General features: G+C 58.7%; 28 protein-coding genes. 13 read left to right on the top strand and 15 right to left on the bottom strand.

What is annotated here, in order from left to right:
• The 4 genes from nth (at position 1) to PKC81_RS01760 (ending at position 1,803) form a co-directional block, all read left to right on the top strand.
• Complete coding sequence (gene nth / locus PKC81_RS01775) at positions 1-663, top strand: endonuclease III (RefSeq protein WP_324332924.1); 663 nt, start codon at positions 1-3, stop codon at positions 661-663.
• Positions 664-710: 47 nt separating this feature from the next.
• On the top strand, positions 711-1,124 hold the full coding sequence (locus PKC81_RS01770; protein ID WP_324332923.1) for a DUF6491 family protein: 414 nt from the start codon (positions 711-713) through the stop codon (positions 1,122-1,124).
• Positions 1,125-1,216: 92 nt separating this feature from the next.
• Entirely contained in the window at positions 1,217-1,468 is a 252-nt protein-coding gene (locus tag PKC81_RS01765; RefSeq protein ID WP_324332922.1) for a DUF465 domain-containing protein, read from the top strand.
• A gap of 2 nt (positions 1,469-1,470) precedes the next feature.
• A complete protein-coding gene (locus PKC81_RS01760) occupies positions 1,471-1,803 on the top strand; it encodes a TraR/DksA C4-type zinc finger protein (RefSeq protein ID WP_324332921.1) in 333 nt (110 codons plus the stop codon).
• Between the two features lie 3 nt (positions 1,804-1,806).
• Here PKC81_RS01760 and PKC81_RS01755 read toward each other — a convergent pair whose 3' ends face one another.
• Entirely contained in the window at positions 1,807-2,904 is a 1,098-nt protein-coding gene (locus PKC81_RS01755) for an AI-2E family transporter (protein WP_324332920.1), read from the bottom strand.
• Between the two features lie 243 nt (positions 2,905-3,147).
• Between PKC81_RS01755 and PKC81_RS01750 the strand changes: the two genes are divergently transcribed.
• Positions 3,148-3,405, top strand: coding sequence for a YjhX family toxin (locus tag PKC81_RS01750; RefSeq protein WP_324332919.1), 258 nt, complete (start codon positions 3,148-3,150; stop codon positions 3,403-3,405).
• Positions 3,406-3,503: 98 nt separating this feature from the next.
• Here PKC81_RS01750 and PKC81_RS01745 read toward each other — a convergent pair whose 3' ends face one another.
• Together PKC81_RS01745 and uvrC are read right to left on the bottom strand one after the other, a co-directional pair.
• Complete coding sequence (locus tag PKC81_RS01745) at positions 3,504-4,394, bottom strand: alpha/beta fold hydrolase (protein WP_324332917.1); 891 nt, start codon at positions 4,392-4,394, stop codon at positions 3,504-3,506.
• 384 nt (positions 4,395-4,778) lie between these two features.
• Positions 4,779-6,716 carry an excinuclease ABC subunit UvrC gene (gene uvrC / locus PKC81_RS01740; RefSeq protein ID WP_324332915.1) on the bottom strand — a complete coding sequence of 646 codons (1,938 nt, stop codon included), beginning with the start codon at positions 6,714-6,716 and terminating at the stop codon, positions 4,779-4,781.
• A gap of 46 nt (positions 6,717-6,762) precedes the next feature.
• Between uvrC and PKC81_RS01735 the strand changes: the two genes are divergently transcribed.
• Positions 6,763-7,485, top strand: a complete 723-nt coding sequence (locus tag PKC81_RS01735; RefSeq protein ID WP_324332913.1) for an SDR family NAD(P)-dependent oxidoreductase — start codon at positions 6,763-6,765, stop codon at positions 7,483-7,485.
• A 141-nt stretch (positions 7,486-7,626) separates the two neighbouring features.
• Here the strand turns inward: PKC81_RS01735 and PKC81_RS01730 are convergent, their stop codons facing one another.
• The 8 genes from PKC81_RS01730 to PKC81_RS01695 all read right to left on the bottom strand — a co-directional run bounded on the left by PKC81_RS01730 (position 7,627) and on the right by PKC81_RS01695 (position 14,271).
• Positions 7,627-8,241 carry a F0F1 ATP synthase subunit B gene (locus PKC81_RS01730; RefSeq protein WP_324332911.1) on the bottom strand — a complete coding sequence of 205 codons (615 nt, stop codon included), beginning with the start codon at positions 8,239-8,241 and terminating at the stop codon, positions 7,627-7,629.
• Positions 8,241-8,729: an ATPase gene (locus tag PKC81_RS01725; RefSeq protein WP_324332909.1), complete on the bottom strand. Its 489-nt coding sequence runs from the start codon at positions 8,727-8,729 to the stop codon at positions 8,241-8,243. The genes PKC81_RS01730 and PKC81_RS01725 overlap by 1 nt, the downstream gene beginning before the upstream one ends.
• A gap of 90 nt (positions 8,730-8,819) precedes the next feature.
• On the bottom strand, positions 8,820-9,047 hold the full coding sequence (locus PKC81_RS01720) for a F0F1 ATP synthase subunit C (RefSeq protein ID WP_115548870.1): 228 nt from the start codon (positions 9,045-9,047) through the stop codon (positions 8,820-8,822).
• A 52-nt stretch (positions 9,048-9,099) separates the two neighbouring features.
• A complete protein-coding gene (locus PKC81_RS01715; protein WP_324332965.1) occupies positions 9,100-9,855 on the bottom strand; it encodes a F0F1 ATP synthase subunit A in 756 nt (251 codons plus the stop codon).
• A gap of 101 nt (positions 9,856-9,956) precedes the next feature.
• Positions 9,957-10,274, bottom strand: a complete 318-nt coding sequence (locus PKC81_RS01710) for an AtpZ/AtpI family protein (protein ID WP_115548872.1) — start codon at positions 10,272-10,274, stop codon at positions 9,957-9,959.
• Between the two features lie 183 nt (positions 10,275-10,457).
• Entirely contained in the window at positions 10,458-10,862 is a 405-nt protein-coding gene (locus PKC81_RS01705; protein ID WP_324332902.1) for a YdbL family protein, read from the bottom strand.
• Complete coding sequence (locus tag PKC81_RS01700) at positions 10,862-11,044, bottom strand: YnbE family lipoprotein (RefSeq protein ID WP_324332901.1); 183 nt, start codon at positions 11,042-11,044, stop codon at positions 10,862-10,864. Before PKC81_RS01700 ends, PKC81_RS01705 begins: the two co-directional genes overlap by 1 nt.
• A gap of 107 nt (positions 11,045-11,151) precedes the next feature.
• Entirely contained in the window at positions 11,152-14,271 is a 3,120-nt protein-coding gene (locus PKC81_RS01695; RefSeq protein ID WP_324332900.1) for a YdbH domain-containing protein, read from the bottom strand.
• A gap of 91 nt (positions 14,272-14,362) precedes the next feature.
• Here PKC81_RS01695 and radC point away from each other — a divergent pair, with 91 nt between their 5' ends.
• On the top strand, positions 14,363-15,058 hold the full coding sequence (gene radC, locus PKC81_RS01690) for a DNA repair protein RadC (RefSeq protein ID WP_324332899.1): 696 nt from the start codon (positions 14,363-14,365) through the stop codon (positions 15,056-15,058).
• Positions 15,059-15,404: 346 nt separating this feature from the next.
• Here radC and PKC81_RS01685 read toward each other — a convergent pair whose 3' ends face one another.
• From PKC81_RS01685 to PKC81_RS01670, 4 genes are all read right to left on the bottom strand, one after another.
• Positions 15,405-15,986 carry a hypothetical protein gene (locus PKC81_RS01685; protein WP_324332898.1) on the bottom strand — a complete coding sequence of 194 codons (582 nt, stop codon included), beginning with the start codon at positions 15,984-15,986 and terminating at the stop codon, positions 15,405-15,407.
• 2 nt (positions 15,987-15,988) lie between these two features.
• Positions 15,989-16,327: a ferredoxin FdxA gene (gene fdxA / locus PKC81_RS01680; RefSeq protein ID WP_298603611.1), complete on the bottom strand. Its 339-nt coding sequence runs from the start codon at positions 16,325-16,327 to the stop codon at positions 15,989-15,991.
• Positions 16,328-16,418: 91 nt separating this feature from the next.
• Positions 16,419-16,679 (bottom strand): S4 domain-containing protein, encoded by a 261-nt coding sequence (locus PKC81_RS01675; RefSeq protein ID WP_324332895.1) that lies wholly within the window; start codon positions 16,677-16,679, stop codon positions 16,419-16,421.
• Between the two features lie 2 nt (positions 16,680-16,681).
• Positions 16,682-19,528 (bottom strand): helicase-related protein, encoded by a 2,847-nt coding sequence (locus tag PKC81_RS01670; protein ID WP_324332894.1) that lies wholly within the window; start codon positions 19,526-19,528, stop codon positions 16,682-16,684.
• 114 nt (positions 19,529-19,642) lie between these two features.
• On the opposite strand from PKC81_RS01670, the gene PKC81_RS01665 reads away from it, so the two are divergent.
• The 6 genes from PKC81_RS01665 to PKC81_RS01640 all read left to right on the top strand — a co-directional run bounded on the left by PKC81_RS01665 (position 19,643) and on the right by PKC81_RS01640 (position 24,545).
• Positions 19,643-20,812, top strand: a complete 1,170-nt coding sequence (locus PKC81_RS01665; protein ID WP_324332893.1) for an isovaleryl-CoA dehydrogenase — start codon at positions 19,643-19,645, stop codon at positions 20,810-20,812.
• 4 nt (positions 20,813-20,816) lie between these two features.
• Positions 20,817-21,092 carry a DUF5076 domain-containing protein gene (locus PKC81_RS01660; protein ID WP_324332892.1) on the top strand — a complete coding sequence of 92 codons (276 nt, stop codon included), beginning with the start codon at positions 20,817-20,819 and terminating at the stop codon, positions 21,090-21,092.
• Positions 21,093-21,175: 83 nt separating this feature from the next.
• The gene (locus tag PKC81_RS01655; RefSeq protein WP_324332891.1) at positions 21,176-21,907 is read left to right on the top strand and encodes a gamma-glutamyl-gamma-aminobutyrate hydrolase family protein; all 732 of its coding nucleotides are present in this window, start codon (positions 21,176-21,178) and stop codon (positions 21,905-21,907) included.
• Positions 21,908-22,078: 171 nt separating this feature from the next.
• The gene (locus tag PKC81_RS01650; protein WP_324332890.1) at positions 22,079-23,452 is read left to right on the top strand and encodes an aspartate aminotransferase family protein; all 1,374 of its coding nucleotides are present in this window, start codon (positions 22,079-22,081) and stop codon (positions 23,450-23,452) included.
• Positions 23,453-23,492: 40 nt separating this feature from the next.
• Entirely contained in the window at positions 23,493-23,696 is a 204-nt protein-coding gene (locus PKC81_RS01645) for a hypothetical protein (protein WP_324332889.1), read from the top strand.
• A gap of 42 nt (positions 23,697-23,738) precedes the next feature.
• On the top strand, positions 23,739-24,545 hold the full coding sequence (locus PKC81_RS01640; protein WP_324332888.1) for an FKBP-type peptidyl-prolyl cis-trans isomerase: 807 nt from the start codon (positions 23,739-23,741) through the stop codon (positions 24,543-24,545).

Here is a 24,545-nt window from a genome sequence, read left to right as displayed (position 1 = left end):
ATGAACAAAGCGGACATTTTCGAATTCTACCGTCGGTTGGCGGAGGATAACCCCTCGCCCGAAACCGAACTGGAATATGGCAATGACTATCAGTTGCTGGTTGCGGTGGTCCTGTCAGCGCAGGCGACCGATGTCGGCGTGAACAAGGCGACCCGCAAATTGTTCGAAAGCGTAAAGACGCCGCAGCGGATGGTCGAACTGGGAGAGAAAGGCCTGAAGCAGCACATCAAGACCATCGGCCTGTTTAACGCCAAGGCAAAGAATGTAATCGCGCTATCCGAAATTTTGGTGCGCGACCATGGCGGAGAGGTCCCCGCCGATCGCGATCTGCTCGAAGCTTTACCCGGGGTAGGACGCAAAACCGCCAATGTCGTGATGAACACGGCATTCGGTGCCGAAACCTTCGCGGTCGACACACACATCTTCCGCGTTGGAAATCGCACCGGCCTCGCCAAAGGCAAAACGCCACTGGCGGTTGAAAAGCAGCTCGACAAAAAGACGCCTGCACCCTTTCGCCTCGGCGCACATCATTGGCTGATCCTGCACGGACGTTATGTCTGCAAGGCAAGAACGCCCGAATGCTGGCGCTGCGCAGTTGCAGACTTGTGCAAGTTCAAACCAAAGACCCCGGCACCAAAAACAAGGTTGGTCAGCAAGGTTTAAGCTGAAACAGGCGATTGTCAGGTAACGACTAAAGAAAGAGAGGCGACATGAAAAAGCGACTTCTATTGGCCCTTGCTACAACCATCGCCGTCGGAGGCGTCGCCACCTCTGCGGTTTCCGGAGGCGGCGCGAGCGAACGACAGGCAAAAGCGCTGGCGGCCTATGAGCCCAGCGGCGAACCGGTAAGTTGCATTACCCTGTCGCAAGTCCGGTCTTCCAATGTCATCGACGATCGCACGATTGATTTCAAAATGGCGGGCGGAAAGCTGTATCGCAACACCCTTCCGCATAGCTGCCCCAGCCTTGGCTTTGAGCAGCGTTTCTCATACCGCACCAGCCTGAACCAGCTCTGCAGTGTTGATGCCATTCGTGTACTGCAGTCTTATGGCGGCGGGCTGCACGAAGGCGCGGGATGCGGGCTGGGCAAGTTCCAGCCGATGGAGAAAGTGCAATCAAAATAGAGCTGTCTGTCGCAAAGCTTTGATCTTGCGCAAAGCGAACCTTGGGAAAGTGGGCCAGACTACTTTTATCAGACCAACGATAAGGACAGAATATGACCCACGTAGCCCATGAATTGCACGCCGAATTTCCCAACGACGCGGACACGCTGCACAAGTTAAAGGTGAACGATCCGCATTTTGCCAAGCTGGCTGACCATTATCACGATCTGAATCGTGAAATTCATCGCATCGAAGCCGGCATCGAAGCCGCATCGGACGAACGAACCGAAGACCTGAAAAAGGAACGCCTGTCGATTCTCGATCAGGTTTCGGCTATGCTTTCGGCTGCAAAGGCAGGAGCATAAGCATGACCGATCTGAAAAGCGTCAAATCCGGGCTCGAGGCAAGGCTGGCCGAACTGGAAGCAAGGGCCGGGCGAATCGAGGCCGACTTGGCCGAACCGTTGAGTGCCGACTTTGAAGAACAGGCGACCGAGCGTGAAGACGACGATGCACTGGAGGGGCAGGAAGCCCTGCTGGGACGGGAAATCGTCTCAGTCAAGGCAGCTTTGGCTCGGGTGGAGGATGGCAGCTATGGCGAATGCACCCGCTGTGGCGAAGCTGTAGGCGAAAAAAGGCTCGAGGCCCAACCCGAAGCCGCTTTATGCATCGCCTGCGCGCGCGAACTTGAAAAACACTGAGCGCTAGCTTGTGCTCGCAACGGCCCTGTTTTCGGTGAAGATTTCCCATGCGGAAATAAACATCGCCGCAATGACAGGGCCGACAATCAGGCCGTTTATACCGAGTACGCTCAAACCGCCCAGCGTCGAAATAAGCACGACATAATCCGGCATCTGTGTATCCTGACCTACCAGGATCGGGCGCAGGACATTGTCGACCATACTGATCACGAAAATGCCCAGCATCAACAAGGTAACTCCTTCCCACATGCTGCCCGTCGCCAGCAGGTAAATCGACACTGGAACCCAGATGATCCCCGTGCCGACAGCGGGGATTAGCGAGAACAATCCCATCACCACACCCCATAATACGGCGGCTCGAATATCGAGAAACGCGAATATCAGCCCGCCCAAAATGCCCTGAACGATCGCAACAACGATGCTGCCCTTCACCGTTGCGCGTATCACCGTGGTGAACTTGTCGAAAAAGGCTTTGCGTTGCTCGGCGCGCATCGGAATGGCTTCGCCGATCCGTCGGGTAATCTGGCGACCGTCGCGTAGCAGGAAATAGGTGAGATAGAGCATCACACCCAGCGCCATTGCAAAGTTGAACGCGCGCTGCCCAACCGAGACAGCCTGCCCCGCAATGATCTGCACCCCACTTGTCACCAGCGCGCTCGCCTTTGACTGGAGTTCCTCAAAATCAGGGGTGAAGTACCGCCCCGCCATTTCCTGCCAGCGTTGCGGAATGACAGCCTGTAGATCCTGCCCCAGCTTGGCGAAATCGATCTCCTTGGTTTGCACTGAATCATAGGTGCGCAAGGCTTCATCGACCATCAGCGAGCCGACGATGAAAGCCGGAATGATGACCAGCGCAATCACCAGCAACAGGGTGAGCGTTGCAACGGTATTCTTGCGCGACGGCATCTTCATCAGCAGTCGATCGTGTACCGGCGCAAAGGCAATCGTCACCACCAACGCCCACAGGATCGCCCCGAAAAACGGCCAGACTATCCACGCCATCGCCAGCGATACCGCGAGCAGAAAGCCGACAAGCACGCGATCTTCGAACTTTGTGTCGTGCTGCAGTTTCTCGGCGCTTGACTGGGGTTTCTCGCTCATGGGCCGAGGGATAACGGCAATTCAGGCAGATGTCATGCCTAGAGTTAGGCGCCTAATACAGCGCCGCATCTTGCTTTGCGCAGCGGCCATGCTAGTTTTTCGCCTTCTATTGGGGAAAATATGCAAGAGATTGCCATCCGTTGAACCGGCGCGCGTGACCTGCTCACGCTGACTGCCGACCGTGAAAGCCGAAGCGCGCATAGCGTTCCGGCTCCTTTTCCGCGTTCAACGGACAGGTTTTCCATGAATGTTTCAAAATATGAACAGCGCGTGCTGCACGCGCTGGCGCAAGGCGGTTCGATCATCCACCGCTTTGACGACAAGGGCCGTATTATCGAGGTCGATTGCATGAACCGCGATGGCTGGCGGCTCGACGACTGCACCCTATCGGTGTTCCAGAAACTGCGGCGCAAACGACTGATCGCCAGCGCCGGCGGCGCGCCTTATCGCATCACGCGAGAGGGTTTGCGGGCGGTGCGGGGACAGTTGGATAATCGCTGAATTACTTCTTACCGTAGCCTTGAGCCTGTCGAAGGGCGGTTCTCAGCCTCAGCGCAAACCTTGAGGCGCCCTTCGACAGGCTCAGGGCTACGGTATTGTTACGTTGCGGCCCCTGCATGCCCCGCAATCAGCCCAATCATGCGATCCACCTGCGACGGCGGCAGGTCGTGCGCCATTTCGTCAATAATCTCCAGCCGCGCACCCGGCACATGGCGGGCGATGTCGATGCTGCCCTCTTTCGGTACTAGCGGGTCGGCACCGCCGTGAACGACGAGCGTCGGCGTGGTGATCGTCTTCAGGCGCGCGACACGACTGCCATCGGCGATAATCGCCAGCAACTGGCGCCGCGTGCCGATCGGATAATAGCCGCGATCAAAGGCGCGTCCGGTCATTTCCACATGGGCATCTTCCGGGCGGGCGGGATCGGGATAGGAAAAGGACTTCACCAACGCGGCCCCAAACGCGACCGCTTCGTCGCGATTGGCACCCGATGGCCGTGCAGCCATCATCTGGCGGCGAATATCCGCACGCGGGCCGGGCAATCCGGGCGCGCCGCTGGAGGACATGATCGACGTCATGCTCAACAGGCGCTCGCGATGGTTCACCGCCATCAGCTGCACAATCATCCCGCCCATCGACGCGCCGACCACATGCGCCTGCTGGATACCCAGCGCATCGAGCAGCCCGATTCCGTCCTTCGCCATATCGGAAAGCGTATAGCCAACGCCCAGCGGCAGGCCGAAACGTGCCTTGAACATCGTCCACAGTAGATTGGGGGTCGCCGCCTGTTCCATACGCTGCGATAGGCCGACATCGCGATTGTCATAGCGGATAACGCGGAAGCCCTTGCCGACAAGGCCATGCACAAACTCGTCCGGCCAGGCAATCATCTGCGCACCCAACCCCATGACCAGCAGAATAACGGGTGCGCCGGTTGGGCCGTGGTCTTCGTAAAAAAGTTCGATATCGTTGGCAGCTATGTGCGGCATGGCCTCCCCTTTCTTGCTTATGCTTATTCAGTGGCATTTATTGCACACTCTTCTTGACGCAACTGTTCGGGACATAAATTGCCCTGCTTCCTTCGAACACGAATTGAATTTTGTCACCTCTTGTACAACCGTCCATTCGACCGCGCGGATGGATCACAAAGGTTGTTTGATCATCTGCATCGTCTTTGACGAGCACGGAAGAGGTAACCTTCGATATTCTAAATCGAGGCGGGTCAATCTCGGTGATAACCCCAGTTCTAGGCGTATCGGTCGGTATCTTCACCCCCATTTGCAATACAAAATGGATGAACACACCCGCAGCTAATAAAATCACAGCAAAAATGAATGGACCTCGTATCCTTTTGGTAACGGGATGAGCTACCATCAACTTTCCCCATGATAAAAATCATACACCGTCTGCGCCACCGCGGCTGATACGCCGGGCGCCTTCTGCAAATCCTCAAGGCTCGCGCTGCGTACTGCGCGGGCGGTGCCGAAGTGGAGAAGCAGCGCCTTTTTGCGCGAAGGGCCGATGCCGGGCACTTCGTCCAACGGGCTGGCGGTGATCGCCTTGGCGCGCTTGGTGCGGTGCGCGCCGATGGCATAGCGGTGCACCTCGTCACGCAAGCGTTGCAGGTAGAACAGCACCGGCGCGTTCACCGGCAGGGTCAGTTCGCGGCCGTCGGGGAAGTGGAAAACCTCGCGCCCCTCACGCCCATGGTGCGGGCCCTTGGCGATGCCAATGAAGGGCACATCTTCGATCCCCAGCCGTTCAAACACTTCGCGCACCGCGCTCACCTGCCCCTTGCCGCCGTCGATCAGGACGAGGTCGGGCCATTCGCCCTTATCCCTATCCGGGTCCTCTTCCTGCGCGCGAGCAAAGCGTCGCTCCATCACTTCGCGCATCATCGCGAAGTCATCATTGGTGGCGGCCTGCTTGATGTTGAATTTGCGATACTGGCCCTTGATGAAACCCTCTGGTCCCGCGACCACCATTGCGCCGAGCGCGTTGCTGCCCTGGATATGGCTGTTGTCGTAAATCTCGATCCGCTGCGGCGGTTCGGACAGGTCGAACAGTTCGGCAACCTCGCGCAGCAATTTGCCCTGCGTTGTCGTTTCTGCCAGCCTTCGGTCGAGCGCCTCCTCGGCATTGCGCTTCGCCTGCGCGACCAGCCTTGTACGGTCGCCACGCTGGGGAACCGCGATTTCGACCTTGCGCCCTGCCCTTTCGCTGAGCGCCTCGGCCAGCAAATCGGCTTCAGGCAATTCGCGGTCGAGCAGCAGCAGACGCGCGGGCGGCACTTCTTCATAGAATTGCGCGAGCACCAGTGTCAGCACTTCTTCGTCGCTGCTGTCCTGTATGTGAGCGGGAAAGAAGGCGCGGTGGCCCCAATTCTGCCCGCCGCGGATGAAGAAGGCCTGGATGCCAATCACGCCCTGCTTGTGCGCCAGCGCGAAGATATCGGCATCACCAATCCCCGCCGCATTGATTGCCTGGCTCCCTTGGATGAAGGTCAGCGCCTTCAGCCGGTCACGCAACAGCGCCGCGCGCTCGAAATCGAGCGCTTCGGCGGCCCCCTCCATCTCTTTCGCCAGCTTCGCCTGCACCGCAGTCGATTTGCCGCCAAGGAAGGCTTTGGCGTCACCCACCAGCTCGGCATAGCCCGCCTTGTCGATCCGCCCCACACAGGGCGCCGAGCAGCGCTTGATCTGGTAGAGCAGACAAGGCCGGTCGCGGTTGTTGAAGAAACTGTCGGTGCAGCTGCGCAGCAGGAACAGCTTTTCGAGCGCGTTCAGCGTGACATTGACCGAACCGGCGCTGGCAAACGGCCCGTAATATTCGCCCTTATGCCGCCGTGCCCCGCGATGCTTCTGGATACGCGGGAAATCATGGTCGGCACGCAGCAGGATGAAGGGGAAGCTTTTGTCGTCACGCAGCAGGACATTGTAGGCGGGGCGGTAACGCTTGATTAGTTGCGCCTCGAGCAACAGCGCCTCTGCCTCGCTGTTGGTGGTGACAATCGTCATGCTGCGCGTCAGCGAGACCATGCGCCGCAGCCGGTTGGGCAGCCGATCAACCTGCGTGTAATTGGTGACGCGGTTCCGGAGCGCCCGCGCCTTCCCCACATAGAGCACATCGCCGCGCGCATCGTGCATGCGATAGACGCCGGGTTTGGCCGGCAGTGTCTTCAGCACATTGCGGATGGCCGCCACCCCGCCCTCCAGATCGGGCTGGTCAGCACCGCGCACGGCATAAGTTGCAGCCTCTTCATTGAAGCGCGATGCGGCGTTGGGCTGATCGGGGCGTTCTGCTTTGGACATTATATTCTGTTGCGCTACTTAAGTCGGCGGAAGAGGAACAGCCTAAATGCAACTGAACGGCAAGACCATATTGTTGACCGGTGGTACCGACGGCATTGGTCGCGAATTGGCCGGGCAACTTAAGGCCAAGGGCGCGACGGTGATTGTCACCGGTCGCACACCCGAACGGATCGAGGCAGCCAAGGCGGCGGGCTATGAAGTCATCGCCGCCGATCTGTCGACGCAGGCAGGCGTCGATGCGGTGTTGGCGGCGGTCAAGGACCTCGATGTTGACATATTGATCAACAATGCCGGTGTCGGCAGCGACCATGATTTTCGTGAAGCGGCACCCGACCTGGCGGATAATGACCGTTGCATCTGGCTGAACCTGAACGCGCCTGTGCATCTGATCACGCATTTGATGGACGGCCTGAAGGCTCGTCCCGAGGCGATGATTGTGAACACCACATCAGGTCTGGCGGTCGCCCCACGCGCGGGTGGACCGATCTATTGTGCCACCAAGGCGGGTTTGCGCAGTTACACCTTGGCGTTGCGCGAACAGCTGAAAGGCACAAACATCCATGTGCTGGAAGTGTTGCCACCGGTTGTCGAAACCAAAATGACCGCCGGACGCGGCAGCAAAAAGATGAGTCCGCAAGATTGCGCTGCGCAGATTGTCGATGCGATGGAAAGCAACGCCACGGAGGCGAATGTCGGGATGGTGAAGCTTTTGCGGTTTGTTTACAGCATCTCACCTGCGCTCGCGCGGCGGATTATGATTAGATTCTGAATTCCTCCCCGCACGGGGAGGGGGACCAGCGAAGCTGTTGGAGGGGCACCCGCTGCAAGTCCCAACAACTAAGGGCACGCGATTACTCACGTGCCCCTCCACCATCCTGCGGATGGTCCCCCTCCCCCATTGGGGGAGGAATTAATTCAGTTTTGCAATCGTCGCATCAACCAGACCGGCATCGGCCTTGGCATCATGATGCTTGGCGATCAGTGCCTCCGCAGCTGCCGCAGCCGTAGCGGCGGCCTTGGCGCGCACATCGGCGATTGCCGCACGTTCAGCGGCGGCGATCTTGTCTTCGGCCGACTTGGCCCGTCGCGCGATCAGTGCGGTTGCGTCGGTCTTGGCCTTGGCAACAATCGCCTTGGCATCTTCTTCTGCCTGCGCCTTCATCGCTTCGGCATCCTTGGCAGCTTGCTTCGCCTTGGCTTCATAGTCGGCCTTGATCGCTTCGGCTTCCTTGCGCAGATTGGTCGCCTGGTCGAGCTGGGCCTTGATGCCTTCAATCTGTTTGTCGAGCGCCGCGCCGATCATCGCGGGCACTTTCTTCCAGATGAACAAAGCGATGACGACGAGCATAGCGAGCGCGACCCACATTGTCGCATCCATACCGAGAGCGGCGGGTGCGGCATGCGCCTCTCCGCTATGCGCTTCGGTTGAAGCATGCGTGTCGGCTACCGGTGCACCGTCAACGGTGGTGTCGTCGATCACGGCCTTTTCGGTGGCCATGGCTTCAGGGGCTGCTGCCTGTGTCATCAGCTCAATACCGCCTTCACTGCAGTCGCTGCCTGGGCAGCGCTGACCTTTGCACCCGAAACCTTGGCGACGATATCCGCCGCAGCTTCGGCTGCTACGCTTTCGATTCCCGCCATTGCCTTGGCGCGCGCCTTGGCGAGGTCGGCTTCGGCTACTGCCAGCTTGGCCGCAACTTCCGCGTCCGCCTTGGCAAGACGTGCCTCGGCATCCTTGGCGCCCTTGGCCTTGGCGGCAGCCGCCTTGGCTTGCGCTTCCCCGCGAGCGGCATTCAATGCATCGCTCCCGCCCGCTACCAGTCCGTCGGCTTCGACACGTGCCTTTTCGGCAGCGGCAAGGTCATCGGCAATCTTGCGATCGCGGGCTTCGACATTGGCGTCGATTTTCGACACCATGCCGCGGCCAATCACGAAATAAAGAATGCCGAAAACCAGCAGCATCCAAAAGAACTGCGAGGCATAGGTTTCCAGTATCTGGGCGATTTGAGGCATTTGATCCGCTCGCTGGATGGAGGGTTATTCAAATTTTCGGGAAAGTGGCCCCCGGCGTCAAAGCGCCGGGGTATCCTCCCCTAAAAACTCTTAGGCAACGAAGATCAGGATCATCGCCACGACGAACGCGAGCAGACCGAGAAGTTCGGCAGCCGCGAAGCCGATGAAGAGACGGCCCTGCTGGCTGTCAGCAGCCGCGGGGTTGCGCAATGCGCCCTGAAGGAACGAACCGAAGACGTTACCCACGCCGCCAGCTGCGAGGCCGGCACCGATTGCTGCGAGACCGGCACCGATCAATTTTGCTGCTTCTGCTTCCATGTTACTAACTCCTGTTAAAACTCAAACTTGGTTGGAAAATAGTCGAAAAAACTCAGTGCAGATTGACCGCGTCATTGATGTAGAGCGAGGTCAAAAGCGCAAAGACATAGGCCTGAATGGCGCACACCAGCAGTTCAAGCAGGGTGATGCCGATCATCAGGATGAATGAGGGCAGCGCAACCAGCGGGGCAACCCACAGCGCTTCAGCATTGAGGCCGTTGATCACGAAGCCTGCAAGCACCTTCATCAGCACGTGACCCGCCGTCATCGCGACGAAGAGACGCAAAGCAAGGCTGAAGGGGCGGATGAGGAACGAGAAGAGCTCGATCAGCGGGATGAGCCAGAGCAGCCACCAGGGCGTGCCATGCGGCACGAACAGGCTGAAGAAGTGCAGGCCATGCTTCCACAGGCCAACGACCAGCACCGTACCAAAGCTGAGCACGGCGAGCACAGCAGTGACTGTCAAATGGCTGGTTACGGTGAAAGCGTGGGCGCCGGGGACGATACCGATCGGCATCATGCCCATGAAGTTGGCAAACAGGATGAACATGAAAAGCGAGAAGACCAGAGGCACATATTTCTTGCCCTCGGGTCCGATGCTCGAGCTCATCATGTTGTTGATAAAGCCGGTGACGCCTTCAACAGCCATCTGCCAGCGACCGGGAACGAGTTCGCGCTTCATGCCACCGGCCATGAAAACCCAGATGGCACCTAGAACGACGAGCATGAACAGCGACGAGTTGGTGAACGAGATGTCGTAACCAAAAAGATCCAGCTTCGCCAAAGGCTCAATCTGGAACTGGTGCATCGGATCGATTTTGCCGCTTTCGCCTGCCACTTTTTCCGTACCCTGCTTATGCCAACAGCCCCGCAAGCGGGGCCGCGTTTATACGACCGAAGCGCCCGTTGTTATTCCGGACGCTCCTGCGAAATCTTGTATATGTTCCTGAAGGCGACTGCGATGCCCAAAAACATGCAGACCAACAGAAGCGCTGGCGCGGTGTCAAACAGCTGGTCGAACAACCAGCCAACTAGAGCACCACCCGCAGGACCGGCGATCAGTTCGGTCAAGACCCGGTTCCCCTGCCGCATTCCTTTGGCCGGAGGCACGTCTTGCCCCGTACGTTCTGCCTCGGCCTTCCGGACCATTTTCAGCTGCATGTCTAACGAATCGAGCCGAGGGTCTTTAGTGCCGTTGCCATCCTGCGCGGGATCTTCTGAAGCCATGCAATTCCTCCTGTTTCGATACTCAGTATCAACTGGGGAGAACCGCCGAGACTCCGGGCAACCCCGCCAAGGCACGCGCGCTTTAGGAGAGCGCCGGAGCGAAGTCAACCGCATGCTGCAGCGCAAAAGCAAAGGCCCGGAAAATTGCTTTCCCGGGCCTTCGATATTCTCAATATCGCCAAGTTACGGGCAGCGCACATCCACAACAGGCGGGCTGGCGTCACGCGTTTTCCAGCTCTTGTCAGGAGCCTGATACATTTCGCCGGGAGCGGTGCGTTCCTTGATCAAACGGCAACCGGTCCGGAAAGCCATTTCTTCGACGGTAGCACCATTGGCGAGCGCCTCTTCGGTATATTTCGCCTTACGCTTGATGTTGAGGTCGTCGACCAGTGCCTTGACGGCAGGCGAAGGCGGCGTGACAAAGCCGAGATAGCCGTCGGTCTTTTCACCAATCAATCCGTCTGCCCGCGCCTGCTGATATGCCGGATCGCGTTGTGCCATAGCTCCGCTTCCGGCAACGGCTGCGCCGATCAGCAAAGCCGCTACGGCCATTTCGATACGGTCTTTCATCTTTTCACTCAAAGCCATCAGAATATCTCCGAATTCTCTTCAATCACCTGCTTTGAAGCCTGATCCAGCCTGTACAGCACTTCCTGCCGGATAGCGATGTTAAGGTTGATCACGATAGGCTTGTCCGGTGCCGATACCTGCACGCAACCCGGAAGGGTCGATGCGGCAATACAAACGAAGAGAAATGCCCCTTTCTTCATGTTTGGACGGATCGCACCATTGCCATCCGTCGTCAATCTATGTCGCATATATCCCTCCGTCGCTTTCGGCAGGCTGAATAGGCCGTTCATTTGGCGGTCGTTTCTGTTCATCTTTTCCCTCCCGAAGGTGGCCCTTCGCCCGGCACTGGATCCTTCTGCCCGTCGATCAAAGTCTTCCCCTGCTGCAAAGCATAGTCGGCATCATACAAGCCGCGGATTGAACCGATCAGCTGGAGGAACTCCGCCTCGATCCTGACGTTGAACTTGATTGGAACTTTCGCGAGCTGTTTCGTGAAGAAATTCTGCTTTGCGAGACTGCCCTGCTGAAGCCCCTCGAACGACACATCGGTGATGATTTCGCCGTCCAGCTTGCCTTCGACACCCAACCGCATTTCGCGGAAGCTGATCGAGCGCAGCGCCTGGAATGCAAAGTTGGCGAACACCCCCATATCCTCATAGGTAAGTTCGCCCAGATAAGAGAGCTGTCCACCGCCGGGTCGCGATACCAGATAGCCGCCGACGATGCGGCCACCTTCCTGATTGAACACCATCGGCAGCGTGCCATCAAAAATGCCCGATACCTGCAGGTTCTGAAGGTCGTAACCGGCGAGGAACTTCTCCGCATCGAGGCCGATCAGGCGGAAAGTCAGCCTGCGTTCTGCTGCGACATCAAAGTCGAGGATCGTTGGCTCCAAGACCAGTTCGCCGCCATGGAAAGGCCAGCGTCCCTCTTCTATCCTTACCCGCTGGTCGGGCAGCAACTGATAGCGGATTACCCCCTCATAAGCGGGCACCCCCGGATTGACCGAGCGGACACGCGCGATCTGCCCCGGTTCGGTGACCATGCCGAGCAGGTCGGTAAAGCGGATTTCGGTCTCCAGCCCTTCGACCGGGCCGAAGGCGGCGGCAAGATCGGTGTTCGCCACGGTGAAACGGCCACTGCTCCGGACGGTTTCGCCATCCCAATCTATACGCCCGTCACCTGACAGCAGGCCCTTCACGGCGGCAATATGCCCGAGCGTCAATGGCGTAATCTTTTCGGGTTGCAGGCGATCATTGAACCGCAAGCCATCAACAGACAGCAAGGCGTTACCTGTGGTGCTATCCAGATTATGGGTGATCTGCGCTTCGGCAACCTTGACGCCTGATTCCGGCTCAAGCAGATTGCCGATGGCGGAAATGACATTGTTCGAGAGCGTCACCTGCATGTCAGGGACGCGGAGCGGGTTGAACCGGTCAACTTGCGCCGCATCCGAAATGAACAGGCTCGAATCCAGCCCCAGCACGCCATCCTGCCAGCTCCATTTGCCGCCGGCTTCGCCGATCAACAGCGGAACCTCCCCTATCTGCCCGGCACCGCCACTGATTGTTCCATACACGCCCGGGCCTTCCAATTTGCCATCAAGCCGGGCAATCGTGAAGCGGCTCTGGGTCCGCGCCCTACCCAGATCGACCGCCACATCCTTGGCACCGAAGCCGCTATCGAGATCAAAACTGATACTGTTGCCGCTGGCCTTGAGAGCTGAGCTGCCCAGAATTCCATCGACGCTGAGCGAGGGTATCAACAGCGCGAAGCGCGTTTCGCCACCCGCAACGCTGAGTATCGAACCGCTTTGCGGACAAGCCCGCAAGCTGCCAGCTGGAAGCCGCAGCGCACCCGTCGCCAATCCGCTGTAACGGACGTTGGTGCATGCGGCATTCATGGAGAAAGCGCCTCCCGAGACGAGCCCGTCTATCGGTAGGCTCAGGCCTGTCACAACGCCGCCCAGCAAGGGGCCGGTGACGGTTGCCTGCCCGGTAAACCGCCAGGGCCTGCGCCCGCCACCTTCAAACGCGAGGGTCGGGATGCTGATAGTCCCGCCGGGGGCCGAATAGGGCTGCAGGTTCAATGTGCCTGCCCAACCGAGGCCCTGCTGACGCAACAGCAGCTTGCCGGTCGGCAGATCACCGCCTGTCATCGTCAGTGACACGGGATCGGCCAAACGGCCATCAGCCAAGGTGAAGGGCGCCTGTTGGCGGAGAATGACGCCACTATCGGAGCGGACGAAGAGGCCGTTCAGGACCAGCTTGCTTCCCGTTGGCGCAGTGGCGATATCAAATGCAGTCGTGCCGTCGAAGCTGCGGATCGCCCGGCGAAGCGCCGGATCGAGGCGGGCGACAACCGGGCCGACAGGGGTAGAGGCGGTGCCCCGCACCAACTGATCCATCGATGGCAACATCGATTGCGGCAGCGATGCACCAGACAGCTGCGCATCGCCGCGTGCTGTCACGGACAAGCCGGCATCGGAGAAACCCAGACTTCCTTCAGCCTCGCCAGCCAGATTGCGCATCGCGAATTCCGGCGCGCGCAATGCTGCTTTCGATAGCGCTAGATTATAGTCCGTCCGCTGTTGGTTGCCGTTGAGCGCGAGTTTTCCGGCAATGCCATCGGCCCGCATGTTGTCCGCTTGCGCCGATTTTGCCATGAACGCAAAGTCACCGATCCAACGGTCAAACGCTTCGGTAAACTGGATTTTGCCGTCGATTGCGGGGGCTGCTACCGCCAGCTTTTGATCGACGCATCCTATCGACGCTGCTGCCAGAGGCCCGATAAATTCGGGGCGGACATTGCGAATGCGCACCGCGCCGTCATAACGCAGCGCTTTCGCAGTGCAGCCACCATCGGCCAGCTGCGGCGAACGCCCTGTCAGCTTGCCGTCAAAGCGGTTGCGCAAATTGCCCCTGCCCTGCGCGGCGATACCGACGCCGCCCCAGGGCGTCGCCAGCGAGAGAATGGCATCTGACAATTGCAGGTTAATATCAGGGAGAGTGATCGGCTCCTTGCTCTCCATATCGCGGAGCTTGTCGAGTTCGCCCAAATAGAGCTTCCCGTCGGCAAAGCGTCCCTTCAGTCGAACACCGTTGGCACGGATCTCTCGCAGCTTGGGCGCACCAAATCCGATAGTAAGCTCAAGCTCGACTGATTTTGCGGTCAAATCCGGATTGGCCGGATCGCCGACAGCAACATTGCGAATCCGTTGGGTGCTAAATCCGAGCTCTTCGATTTCATAGGCCGCGCGAACGCCGTTTTTTTCCAGATAGTCACGCACATAGCCATCTGCGATCTCGGTGCGCTTCCACCAGGCATAAGCAACAAGGCACAGCAAGAATATCAACACCGCGCCAAACAAATGGCGCTTCGACCAACGCCGGGTCGGCTGTGCTTCGGGAAGCTCTTCTTCCATCATTGGTCAAATGCGCCAAAGCCTTGCGCCATGCAACTTGGATTTCTACCAAACGCCTTGCAGCGAAGTCAAAATTGCGGAACAAGCCCGTTCAATGGTTGCATCACGCGAAAAAGACGAAAATTATGGCGAAGGCCATCGCGAACGCCTTCGTGAGCGCCTTTTGGACAATGGCGGTGATGGTTTACTTGATCACGAGCTGCTCGAATATTTGCTGATGCTTGCTATTCCGCGAATCGATACGAAGCCGATCGCCAAGCAACTGATCGCACATTATGGCAATCTCTCTTCGGTATTTACAGCTGATGCGTATAGCCTGCAGAATCAAAAAGGTATCGGCGAAAAGGCCGCTGCGGCGATCAAACTGGTGCAGGCACTGGCCTTGCGCATGGCGTCGGAACCTGTTCGCGAACAGCCGATATTGTCGAGTTGGCAGGCGCTGCTCGACTATTTGCGGCTCGATATGGCGCATCTGACGATTGAGCGCGTGCGCGTACTCTATCTCAATTCAAAAAACATGCTGATCCGCGATGAGGTGGCCGGCGAAGGCTCAATAGACCAGGCCCCGATCTACACCCGTGAAATCATTCGTCGTTCTATCGACCTCGGCGCTGCCGCGATCATCCTGGTCCACAATCATCCGAGCGGCGACAGCGCGCCCAGCCGGCAGGACATATCGATGACGCGCGAAATCATCGAGACCGGCAAGCGCCTTGGCATCTCGGTTCACGATCATGTCATTGTTGGCAAGGACGGCTTTTCGAGCATGCGCAGCGCAGGATTGATCTAGATTGCATCGTAATTTGCTTTTTTTCAGCTCCTGATTGAACGCGATGTACTAGGGCACCATCAAGTCTATGCGTTGTTCATAGAAGATGTAAAATCGCGCCAGGTATCGTTGCAATCTCCTTACCCGGAATATGCTCCCTAGCGATCCCTACGCGCGCTTCCTCCTAGGTTTCTGGGTCGCAAGGAGGCGCGCAACCATAACAGAAGCCTGCCAAGGCTCATCGCAGTGCCTTCCTGCAAACACACCGGAGGTCTAACTTTAGATCGCCCCGCATAATCGGTTTGGCCGTCCCCAATCCGGCCAATAAATTCCCCTGCGGGGCGGTCTGTATATTCGAATAGTGGAACTATCGACGCGCTTTGCTGGCGTCTGCGATGTCATTGAGCAGCGACTTGCGAAGCGTCGACCCATCCTCAAAAGTCAGATCGTCAATTTTCCAGGCGCCACCCTCATTCCTGAATCGGAGTCGTAACGGCGCTCCCTGATCGCCCTCGGGGCCACGCCCCGGCGAAAAGACGATAGTGGCTTCAATTTGGCCTTTGGACCGCAACTTGTAACGCTGCGACAGCAATTTCGCTGTGGCGTTATCATTGTCCTGACACTGGCAATACCAGTCAAAACCATTGAGCCCGTAAAGCTCCTCGCTTTCCTGCATCAGCTTGTCCCAGCGTGCAATCAGCGCACCAAGCGATAAGGTATATGGCGGTTCATAGCCGCTCTCTGCCGATCCCGCCGCATTGTCGGGGGCGTAACTGCCATCATCAGGCGCTTCCGGAAGCGGCTGCGAATAGGGCGCGTATATTTTCGCAACAATGTCCCGAACCACAGCCTCATCTTGTTGTGCAGGCTGCTTGGCAGCGGATGCCTGAACAGGCAGCGCACAATAAAATATCAATGCTGCAAGGACACGCGCCGTATCAGCGCGCATGCTCAGTCGCCCTGACCGGGATCGGGGGAGAAGAACTTCTCGAACTTGCCTTCAACGCCCTTGAAATCATCTGCGTCGGCAGGGGTTTCATGCTTGGTCGTGATGTTCGGCCATTCGGCGCTGTACTGCGCGTTTAGCTCAAGCCACTGCTCAAGACCATTTTCGGTGTCAGGCAGGATCGCTTCGGCGGGGCATTCCGGCTCGCAAACACCGCAATCGATACATTCATTGGGGTTGATGACGAGCATGTTCTCACCTTCGTAGAAGCAGTCCACGGGGCAAACCTCGACGCAGTCCATATATTTGCATTTGATGCAGGCATCGGTGACAACGTAGGTCATTGCTCGGTTTCTCCCCTAGGCAGTTCGGTTTGTTGTCCAACGCCTATTGTGCCTTTGGCGCGCAAGTCAACGGGGGAAATGTTCTGTGCAATCAAATTTCGCTATAACTGGCCTGTGCCTCTTGTGCCGGGCCGCGCCGTTGCGGGATAGAAAGCAGCCGGATAGCGAGCGCCCCCTGCCCGCGCGGCATGGTGATGGTATCGCCCACTTTTACCTCCACACTGAGTTTTTCGACGCGATTGCCGTTGAGCCGGACATGCCCTTCACCGATCAACGTCTGGGCAAGGCTGCGCGATTTGGAGAGGCGCAAATGCCAGAGCAGCTTGTCTATCCGCAGCGACGCGCCAGCCAAGCTTAGCCGCCCATCTTTTCCTTGAGCGCCGCAAGCTGAAGCGCAAGCGCAGACGGAGCCTCGCTTTTCGGCTTGGCCGGAGCTGCGGCCGGTTGCCTGTTTTGCACCGGTTTTCCGCCCTTCTTCGGCTTGCGATCATGCGACTTCGCGAGGCGCGGCGCAGGCTTCGCCTTACGGATACCCACCCAGCGCCAATATGTCAGTTTTACCGCCTGATCGTTGGTCGCGTCGGTTTTGGCAGGCTCGGCCTCAGCGCCATTTTCTTCGGCTGCGTCCACCGTAACAGGCTCTGCAGTGATCGATTCTTCCATTGCCGCTTCTTCGAGCGGGGCTGCTTTGGCAGGCTCATCCGCAACCAAAACAGCATCGGGTTCGCGAGCGTCCGACGCTTCAACGGTATTTTCCACGGTTTCTGCGTCCACATTCACTGCTTCAGCAACCGTCGCAACCGAGAGTGATTCGATGCGCCGGAATCCCGCATCACGCATCAACGCCTGCAAGCCTTCTTCGCTGAGGCCCAACGAGGTGGCAAAAGCCATGTCCATGCCGAATTCTAGCGCTTCGCCGCGCGCCTCATGCGCTTTTTTGATGACACGCTCGGCCAGGTCGATGCGCACATATTCATTGCCAATCCGGCGATAGCCTGCATTTCGGCAATCAGCCGCAGAGGCGAAGTCCCATTCTTTCAGGTGCACCGCGCTTTCGGGCGGCAATTCGGGCATGGTTTTTTCGGTTTGCGCCGAAAACAACGCCGCGCGCCAGCGCGTGGCGGCAGGTTTCAGGACCGCGTGGTGATAAACATCGAGCGCCCCGAACACGATGCCTGCCTTGCGCGCAACACCGCGCGCTTCCTTGGGCAAAGCCGTCAGCGTGTCGGCAAGGAACTGGCGTCCGGCAATCCCGCCAGCATCGGCCAGCCGCGCCGCCAAAGCGCGGACGACGCCATCGGTTGCGGCATCAGCCGCCAGTTGATTGAGCGCTACAAGGCCGCCCATATGCTTGGCAAGCTGCCCTTGAATCCAGCCTTCGGCACGTTCCACAATCGCACGCAGGTCTTCGCCTTCTATGCCTGCCACGGCGCGTGCAGGCTTGAAAATCGGCTGCAACAGGCTGCGTCCGCGCGCGATATGCCCCAGCACCGCGCCTTGCCAGAACAGCGCAGGGCGCCCTTCGCCATCGCGTCCAAGTGAAAACTCTTCGGTTTCGGCCATTGCCACCGCCCTTGCCTTTTCTTTCAGATATGCTGCCAGATGCCGTTCCGCTGCTGCAAGCAGCAATTTACGCTCCCCGACTCGCGCCGTGGAATCGACGCGAAAGGCAAATCCGTCAAGCTCGCCAATATGTTCGCCATCGACGAACACCTGATTTTCCGCGTCGACATGAACCGGCATCAGCGCATCATCCTTGCCGCCCTTGCGCATCAGCATCGATGTCCGCCGGTCGACGAAGCGCTGTCGCAGTGCATTGTGCAATGCGTCCGACAGTTTTTCCTCCAGATGCCGCGCGCGCTCCGCCATGGCTGGCGGGTCTTCGACCCAGTCCGCACGGTGCGCGACGTAAGACCATGTGCGGGCCGCGGCAATCTTTGCGGCAATCGTATCGACGTCGCCCTGTATGGTATCCAGCCGTGCAAGCTCGCCGGCGACATAGCTGTGCGGAAGAATGCCGCCCGTCGCCATATGTTCCCAAAACCCGGCGACAAAGCGGCTGTGATGTTCGGCACCAGTCTGGCGGAAATCAGGCAGGCTGGCGACTTCCCACAAACGTGCGACGCTTTTCGGCCCGGAAAGATGGCGCGTCACCTGCGGCATATCCGCGAGGCGTTTGAGCACAGCCAGATCGATGGCTTCGGGCGCGGCGCGCAATGGCGGACCGTCGGGTTTGGCCTCAAGATCGGCAATCAATTGCGACAGACTGCCGAACCTTGGCACCGCTTCGCGCCAATACATCCAGTCAAGCGCGGGGAATTGGTGGCTTTCGATTGCCAGCACTTCTTCCGCAGTGAATTCCCCTGCTTCGCCTGCCACGGTGCCAAAGGTACCATCGCGCTGGTGCCGCCCAGCCCGCCCGGCGATCTGTGCCATTTCGGCGATCGTCAGTCGCCTTGTTCGATTGCCGTCGAATTTAGATAGTCCAGCAAAAGCAATATGCTGGACATCCAAGTTCAGACCCATTCCAATCGCATCAGTGGCGACCAGATAGTCGACTTCACCTGACTGGAACATCTCAACCTGCGCGTTGCGGGTACGCGGGGAAAGCGCCCCCATCACGACTGCCGCACCACCTCTCAGACGCCGCAGCAATTCGGCGACGGCATAGACCTGCTCCACCGAAAAGGCGACGATGGCGGTGCGCTTTGGCAGGCGCGAAAGTTTTTTGGGCCCCGAATAGCTCAAAGTTGAGAAGCGCGGGCGCGAGATGATCTCGGCATCGGGCAACAAGGCCCGCACCATCGGACGCAGGCTTTCGGAGCCAAGGATCATCGTCTCCTCACGCCCGCGCACATGCAACATCCGGTCGGTAAAGATATGCCCGCGTTCCGGGTCAGCCCCCAATTGCGCTTCGTCGAGCGCCGCAAAGGCAAACTGCCGCTCGACAGGCATTGATTCGGCGGTGCAGAGATACCAGCGCGCACCGGGCGGTTCGATGCGCTCTTCACCGGTAATCAGCGCGACTTCCTTCGGCCCCTTGATCGCGACCACCCGGTCGTAAATTTCGCGCGCCAGCAGCCGCAGCGGAAAGCCCATCACCCCGCTCGAATGCGCGCACAGCCGCTCGACCGCAAGGTGCGTTTTGCCGGTGTTGGTGGGCCCAAGCACGGCCTTCACGGGAACTTTGGGGGAGGACATTATGGCGCCTGCCTATCAGCCCCCTTCCCGCGCGGCTAGACCGGATTTGGGCTGTTCGCTTCGGCTCGCCTTAAATAGTTGCAACTGAAATCTTTGCAGGGCATTTGCGATTGTATGAGCAACCTCCCTACCCTTGATTTCGCGCTTGGCGAAAATGCGGAGATGATCCGCGAGACCACTTACCGCTTTTCCACCGACAAGATTGCACCGCTGGCTGCCAAAATTGACACGGATGACTGGTTCCCGCGCGAAGAATTATGGACTGCGATGGGCGAACTTGGCCTCCACGGGATCACTGTCGAGGAAGAAGATGGCGGCCTCGGGCTCGGCTATCTCGAGCATGTCGTCGCGGTTGAGGAAGTCAGCCGCGCCTCCGCCTCGATCGGTCTTTCCTATGGCGCGCATTCCAACCTGTGCGTCAACCAGATCCGCCGCTGGGCCAATCCCGAGCAAAAGGCGAAATATCTGCCCAAGCTGGTTTCTGGCGAGCATGTAGGCAGCCTTGCCATGTCCGAAGCAGGTGCGGGTTCGGACGTCGTTTCGATGAAGTTGAAGGCGGACAGCGTGCAGGGCGGTTTCGTGCTCAACGGCACGAAGTTCTGGATCACCAATGCGCCCTATGCCGATACGCTGGTGGTCTATGCCAAGACCGCGCCCGAAAGCGGATCACGCGGAATCAGCGCCTTCCTGATCGAGATGGGTGACGAGGGCTTCAGCATCGGCCAGAAAATCGACAAGGTCGGAATGCGCGGATCGCCTACCGCCGAGTTGGTGTTCAACGACTGCTTCGTCCCCGAAGACCGCATCATGGGGCCGTTGCATGGCGGCGTCGGCGTATTGATGAGCGGGCTGGATTATGAGCGCGTGGTGCTCGCTGGTTTGCAGCTCGGCGTGATGCAGGCCTGTCTCGACGTCGTTCTGCCCTATGTCCGTGAGCGAAAACAGTTTGGCAAGGCAATCGGCAGCTTCCAACTGATGCAGGGCAAGATTGCCGATATGTATGTCGCGCTCAATTCGGCGCGCAGTTATGTCTACAATGTCGCGCGCGCCTGCGACGCCGGGCAGACGACGCGCTTCGACGCAGCGGGCGCGATCCTGCTCGCCAGTGAAAGTGCGGTGAAGGTGGCCGGCGAAGCGATTCAGGCACTGGGCGGTGCAGGCTATACCAAGGACTGGCCGGTTGAGCGTTACTGGCGCGATGCCAAACTGCTCGACATAGGCGCAGGCACAAATGAAATCCGGCGGATGCTGATTGGGCGGGAACTGATCGGGGCGGTGGTTTGATAAAATGGACAAAGCCGAACTCAATCGTCCGCTTATTTCTGCACGAATAAACGATGAGGGCTATGCCGACGTCAGGATTGCTGCTTATCAGCTTGAAGGCCCATATAATTTTGGGCGTTTTTTGGCTGACGTCGCCCGACACGGGGCGCTAGCTTATTCAACAACTTGGTCATTGGATGAAAATGTAGCTTTAGAAGAAATTTGTGAGGGGTTGAGCGATCAGCTGCGGGACCAAAGTTCAAATGTCGAAAAAGTACAAGATGGGAGCTTGGATTCATGACGAACGATAGTACCGAATGACTTCTTTCTCGACCATCCTGCGGACGGCCCCCTCCTCGTCTCAACTCAAAGATTTGGAATAGAATGCGTCCCGTCCTTGGCATCATCGCGTGCAACCGCATCGTCGGCACTGAACCGGCGCAGGCCGTTATGGAGCGCTATATTCGCGCGGCGGTGACCTATGCCGATGTTGCGGCGTTGATCGTCCCTTCGCTACCCGACCTGATGACCGCGGCGGAGGTTGCCCCGCGACTTGACGGCATTTTGTTGACGGGCAGCCCATCCAATGTCGCGACCGCGCGCTATGGCGACGATGGCGGTGAAGGACCGTTCGATGAAGGGCGCGACGAAATCGCGCTGTCGATGGTCGACCGGATGATCGATCTCAAAAAGCCGGTTTTCGGCATTTGCCGTGGTTTTCAGGAAATCAACGTCGCTCTCGGCGGCACATTGCGCCGCGATACCAGCGCGAGCGATGAACTGCTGCGCCATCATGCCCCCGATGGCGTCTCGTTTGACGCAATGTTCGACCATCGGCATCCGGTAGCGCTGGCCGATGGCGGCATGCTCGCCTCTGCCTATGCGAAACCCGCACTCGACGTGAATTCGGTGCATTATCAAGGCATCGGCAAGCTGGCCGACGGCCTGACCATAGAAGCCCGCGCACCCGATGGCCTCGTCGAAGCCTATAGCGCCCGCCCCAATGGTGCACCGTTGCTCGCGGTGCAGTGGCATCCGGAATGGGGAACCGAAAATGATCCGGACTCGCAGACCTATTTTCACCTGCTTGGAAAGGCGCTAAGAGGTGAGTTATGAACCGGTGCATCACCCGTTATAACCGCTACCAAGCGCGAATAGGCTTTTCGCCCTGAAATCCGTCGTCCCTGCGAAGGCAGGGACCGCAGCAGGTTTAAGCCGTTCTGGCTGAATAAACCTACAACGGCCCCTGCCTTCGCAGGGGCGACGACAAATATCAGGAGAATCTACATGCCCCGCAATTACGACATCGCCGAACTCCGCCGCCTCGACATCGCCCACCACCTTCCTGCCCAAGCCGACTGGCAGGAGATCGAAAATCTGGGCGGTAGCCGCATCATCACCCATGCCGAAGGCTGCTATATCCATGATGGTGACGGCAACCGCATCTTGGACGGCATGGCGGGCCTCTGGTGCGTCAATGTCGGCTATGGCCGCGACGAACTCGCCGATGTCGCTGCCGAGCAGATGCGCGAACTGCCTTATTACAACAGCTTCTTCAAGACGGCGAACCCGCCGACGGTGCTGCTCGCACACAAGATTGCCGGCCTCACACAAAACCGCCTGCCGCATGTCTTCTTCAACAGTTCGGGCAGCGAAGCCAATGACACCGTCTTCCGCCTTGTGCGCCAATATTGGAAGCTGAAGGGCGAACCCAAGCGCAAGACCTTCATCAGCCGCTGGAACGCCTATCATGGCTCAACCGTTGCGGGCGTTTCGCTAGGCGGGATGAAGGCCATGCACCCGATTGGCGACCTGCCGATCCCGGGCGTCGAGCATGTCCGCCAGCCATATCAGTTCAACGAAGGTCGCGACATGTCGACGGAAGCGTTCGGCACGGCCTGCGCCGAAGCGATTGAAGCCAAGATTCTTGAAGTCGGCCCCGAAAATGTCGCCGCGTTCATTGGCGAGCCGGTGCAAGGCGCAGGCGGCGTGATCATTCCACCCGCCAACTATTGGCCGCAGGTCGAAGCCATTTGCCGCAAATATGGCATCCTGCTGATCTGCGACGAAGTTATCTGCGGTTTTGGTCGCACCGGCAATATGTGGGGCCATGAAACGATGGGCGTGAAACCCGACATCATCGCGATGGCGAAGGGGCTTTCGAGCGGCTACCTGCCGATTTCAGCCGTTGCCGTATCCGAAGAGATCATCAAGGTGATGAAAACCGGCGGCGATTTCGTCCATGGCTATACCTATTCGGGCCACCCCGTTTCAGCGGCAGTGGCGCTGCGCAATATCGAAATCATGGAGCGCGAAGGCTTGGTCGAAAAGGTTCGCAGCGAAACCGGGCCCTATCTGGCAAAAGCTCTGGCAATGTTGAGCGATCACCCCTTGGTCGGCGAAGCGCGCTCGATCGGCCTGCTCGGCGCGGTCGAAATCGTTGCTGACAAGGCGACGGGCGCCCGCTTTGGCGGCGCAGAAGGCACGGCAGGCCCGATGGTGCGCGACATCTGTATCAAGAACGGCCTGATGGTGCGCGGTATTCGCGACAGCATCGTGATGTGCCCGCCACTAATCATTACTACCAGCCAGATTGACGACCTTGTCGGCATCATCCGCAAGTCGCTCGACAAGGCGGAACCGCTGCTGCGCGCACTCTAAAAGGTTGACGTCCATGCCCACCTGATTCATTTAGGTGGGCATGAGCGACACCCCCGAAGACACCCCGCCCGACAACGAAACCATGCGCGAAGTGAAGCGTGCCAAGGCGCGCAAGGAAGCCGCGGAGGAAAAAGGCGGAATCGGCTGGAAGACCGCTGCCGGTATCGGCATCGGCTCGGCAGCGCTCGCCGCTGCACTGATCTACGCGAACAAAGCGCGCAAGAAAGACAGCGAGCAGGATTAAGCGCGCTGGACTTTTCCGGCGCTTCGCCTACCGCCTAAGGCGATGAATAACCCGTTTCGATCCGCAGTGCTTGGCGCTGTATCCGCCGCCGCATTGCTGGCCATCCCCACCCTTCCCGCTTCAGCGGCTACACCCACGCCCGCCAAGCCGGAGCTTACTTGTAAGGTCAAAACGTCCGAGGGTCTGTCCTACACCGTGATCAAGGCAGGCAAAGGCGAGAAACCGGGACCGGACTCCAAGGTCGAAGTCAACTATTCGGGACGGCTGGCATCTGACGGCAGCGAATTTGACTCCGGCGAAGGCGCGAAGTTCAAGGTCAGCGGCGTTATCGCCGGTTTTGCCCAAGGGCTGAAGCTGATGCAGCCTGGGGGAAAATACCGGCTCTGCATTCCTTCCGCGCTGGGTTACGGCCCCGAAGGCGGCGATCCGATCCCGCCCAATGCCGATCTGGTGTTCGAGGTGGAACTTTTGTCCTTCACCACCCCGCCGCCTAAACCCGTCATTGCACCAGCGGACAGAGTGTGTGCGCAAAGCACAACTTCGGGCCTGGGCTATTCAATCGTAACAGCAGGGTCTGGACGGACACCCACGGACGCCGATATGGCTTTGGTCGATTTCACACTGTTCGACGCGGAAAGTGGTGTTGTGCAGGAAAAGCGCGAATGGGAGAAAATCCCGCTCGCCATGGCTACCCCGCTGTTCGCCGAGGCACTCAAAATGATGCCAAGCGGTTCAACCTATCGTTTTTGTATGCCAAAGTCTGATGGCACCATGGGCGCGCCACAAGCCGGCACCAACATCATTGTGACGTTGATCGATGTCCGGCCTGCACCTCCCGCCGAAGATTGA

Source organism: Sphingorhabdus sp. (assembly GCF_035329025.1).
GTDB lineage: Bacteria > Pseudomonadota > Alphaproteobacteria > Sphingomonadales > Sphingomonadaceae > Sphingorhabdus_B.
The sequence above is the reverse complement of the archived record's forward strand: the minus strand, read 5'-3'. Positions and strand labels throughout refer to the sequence as shown.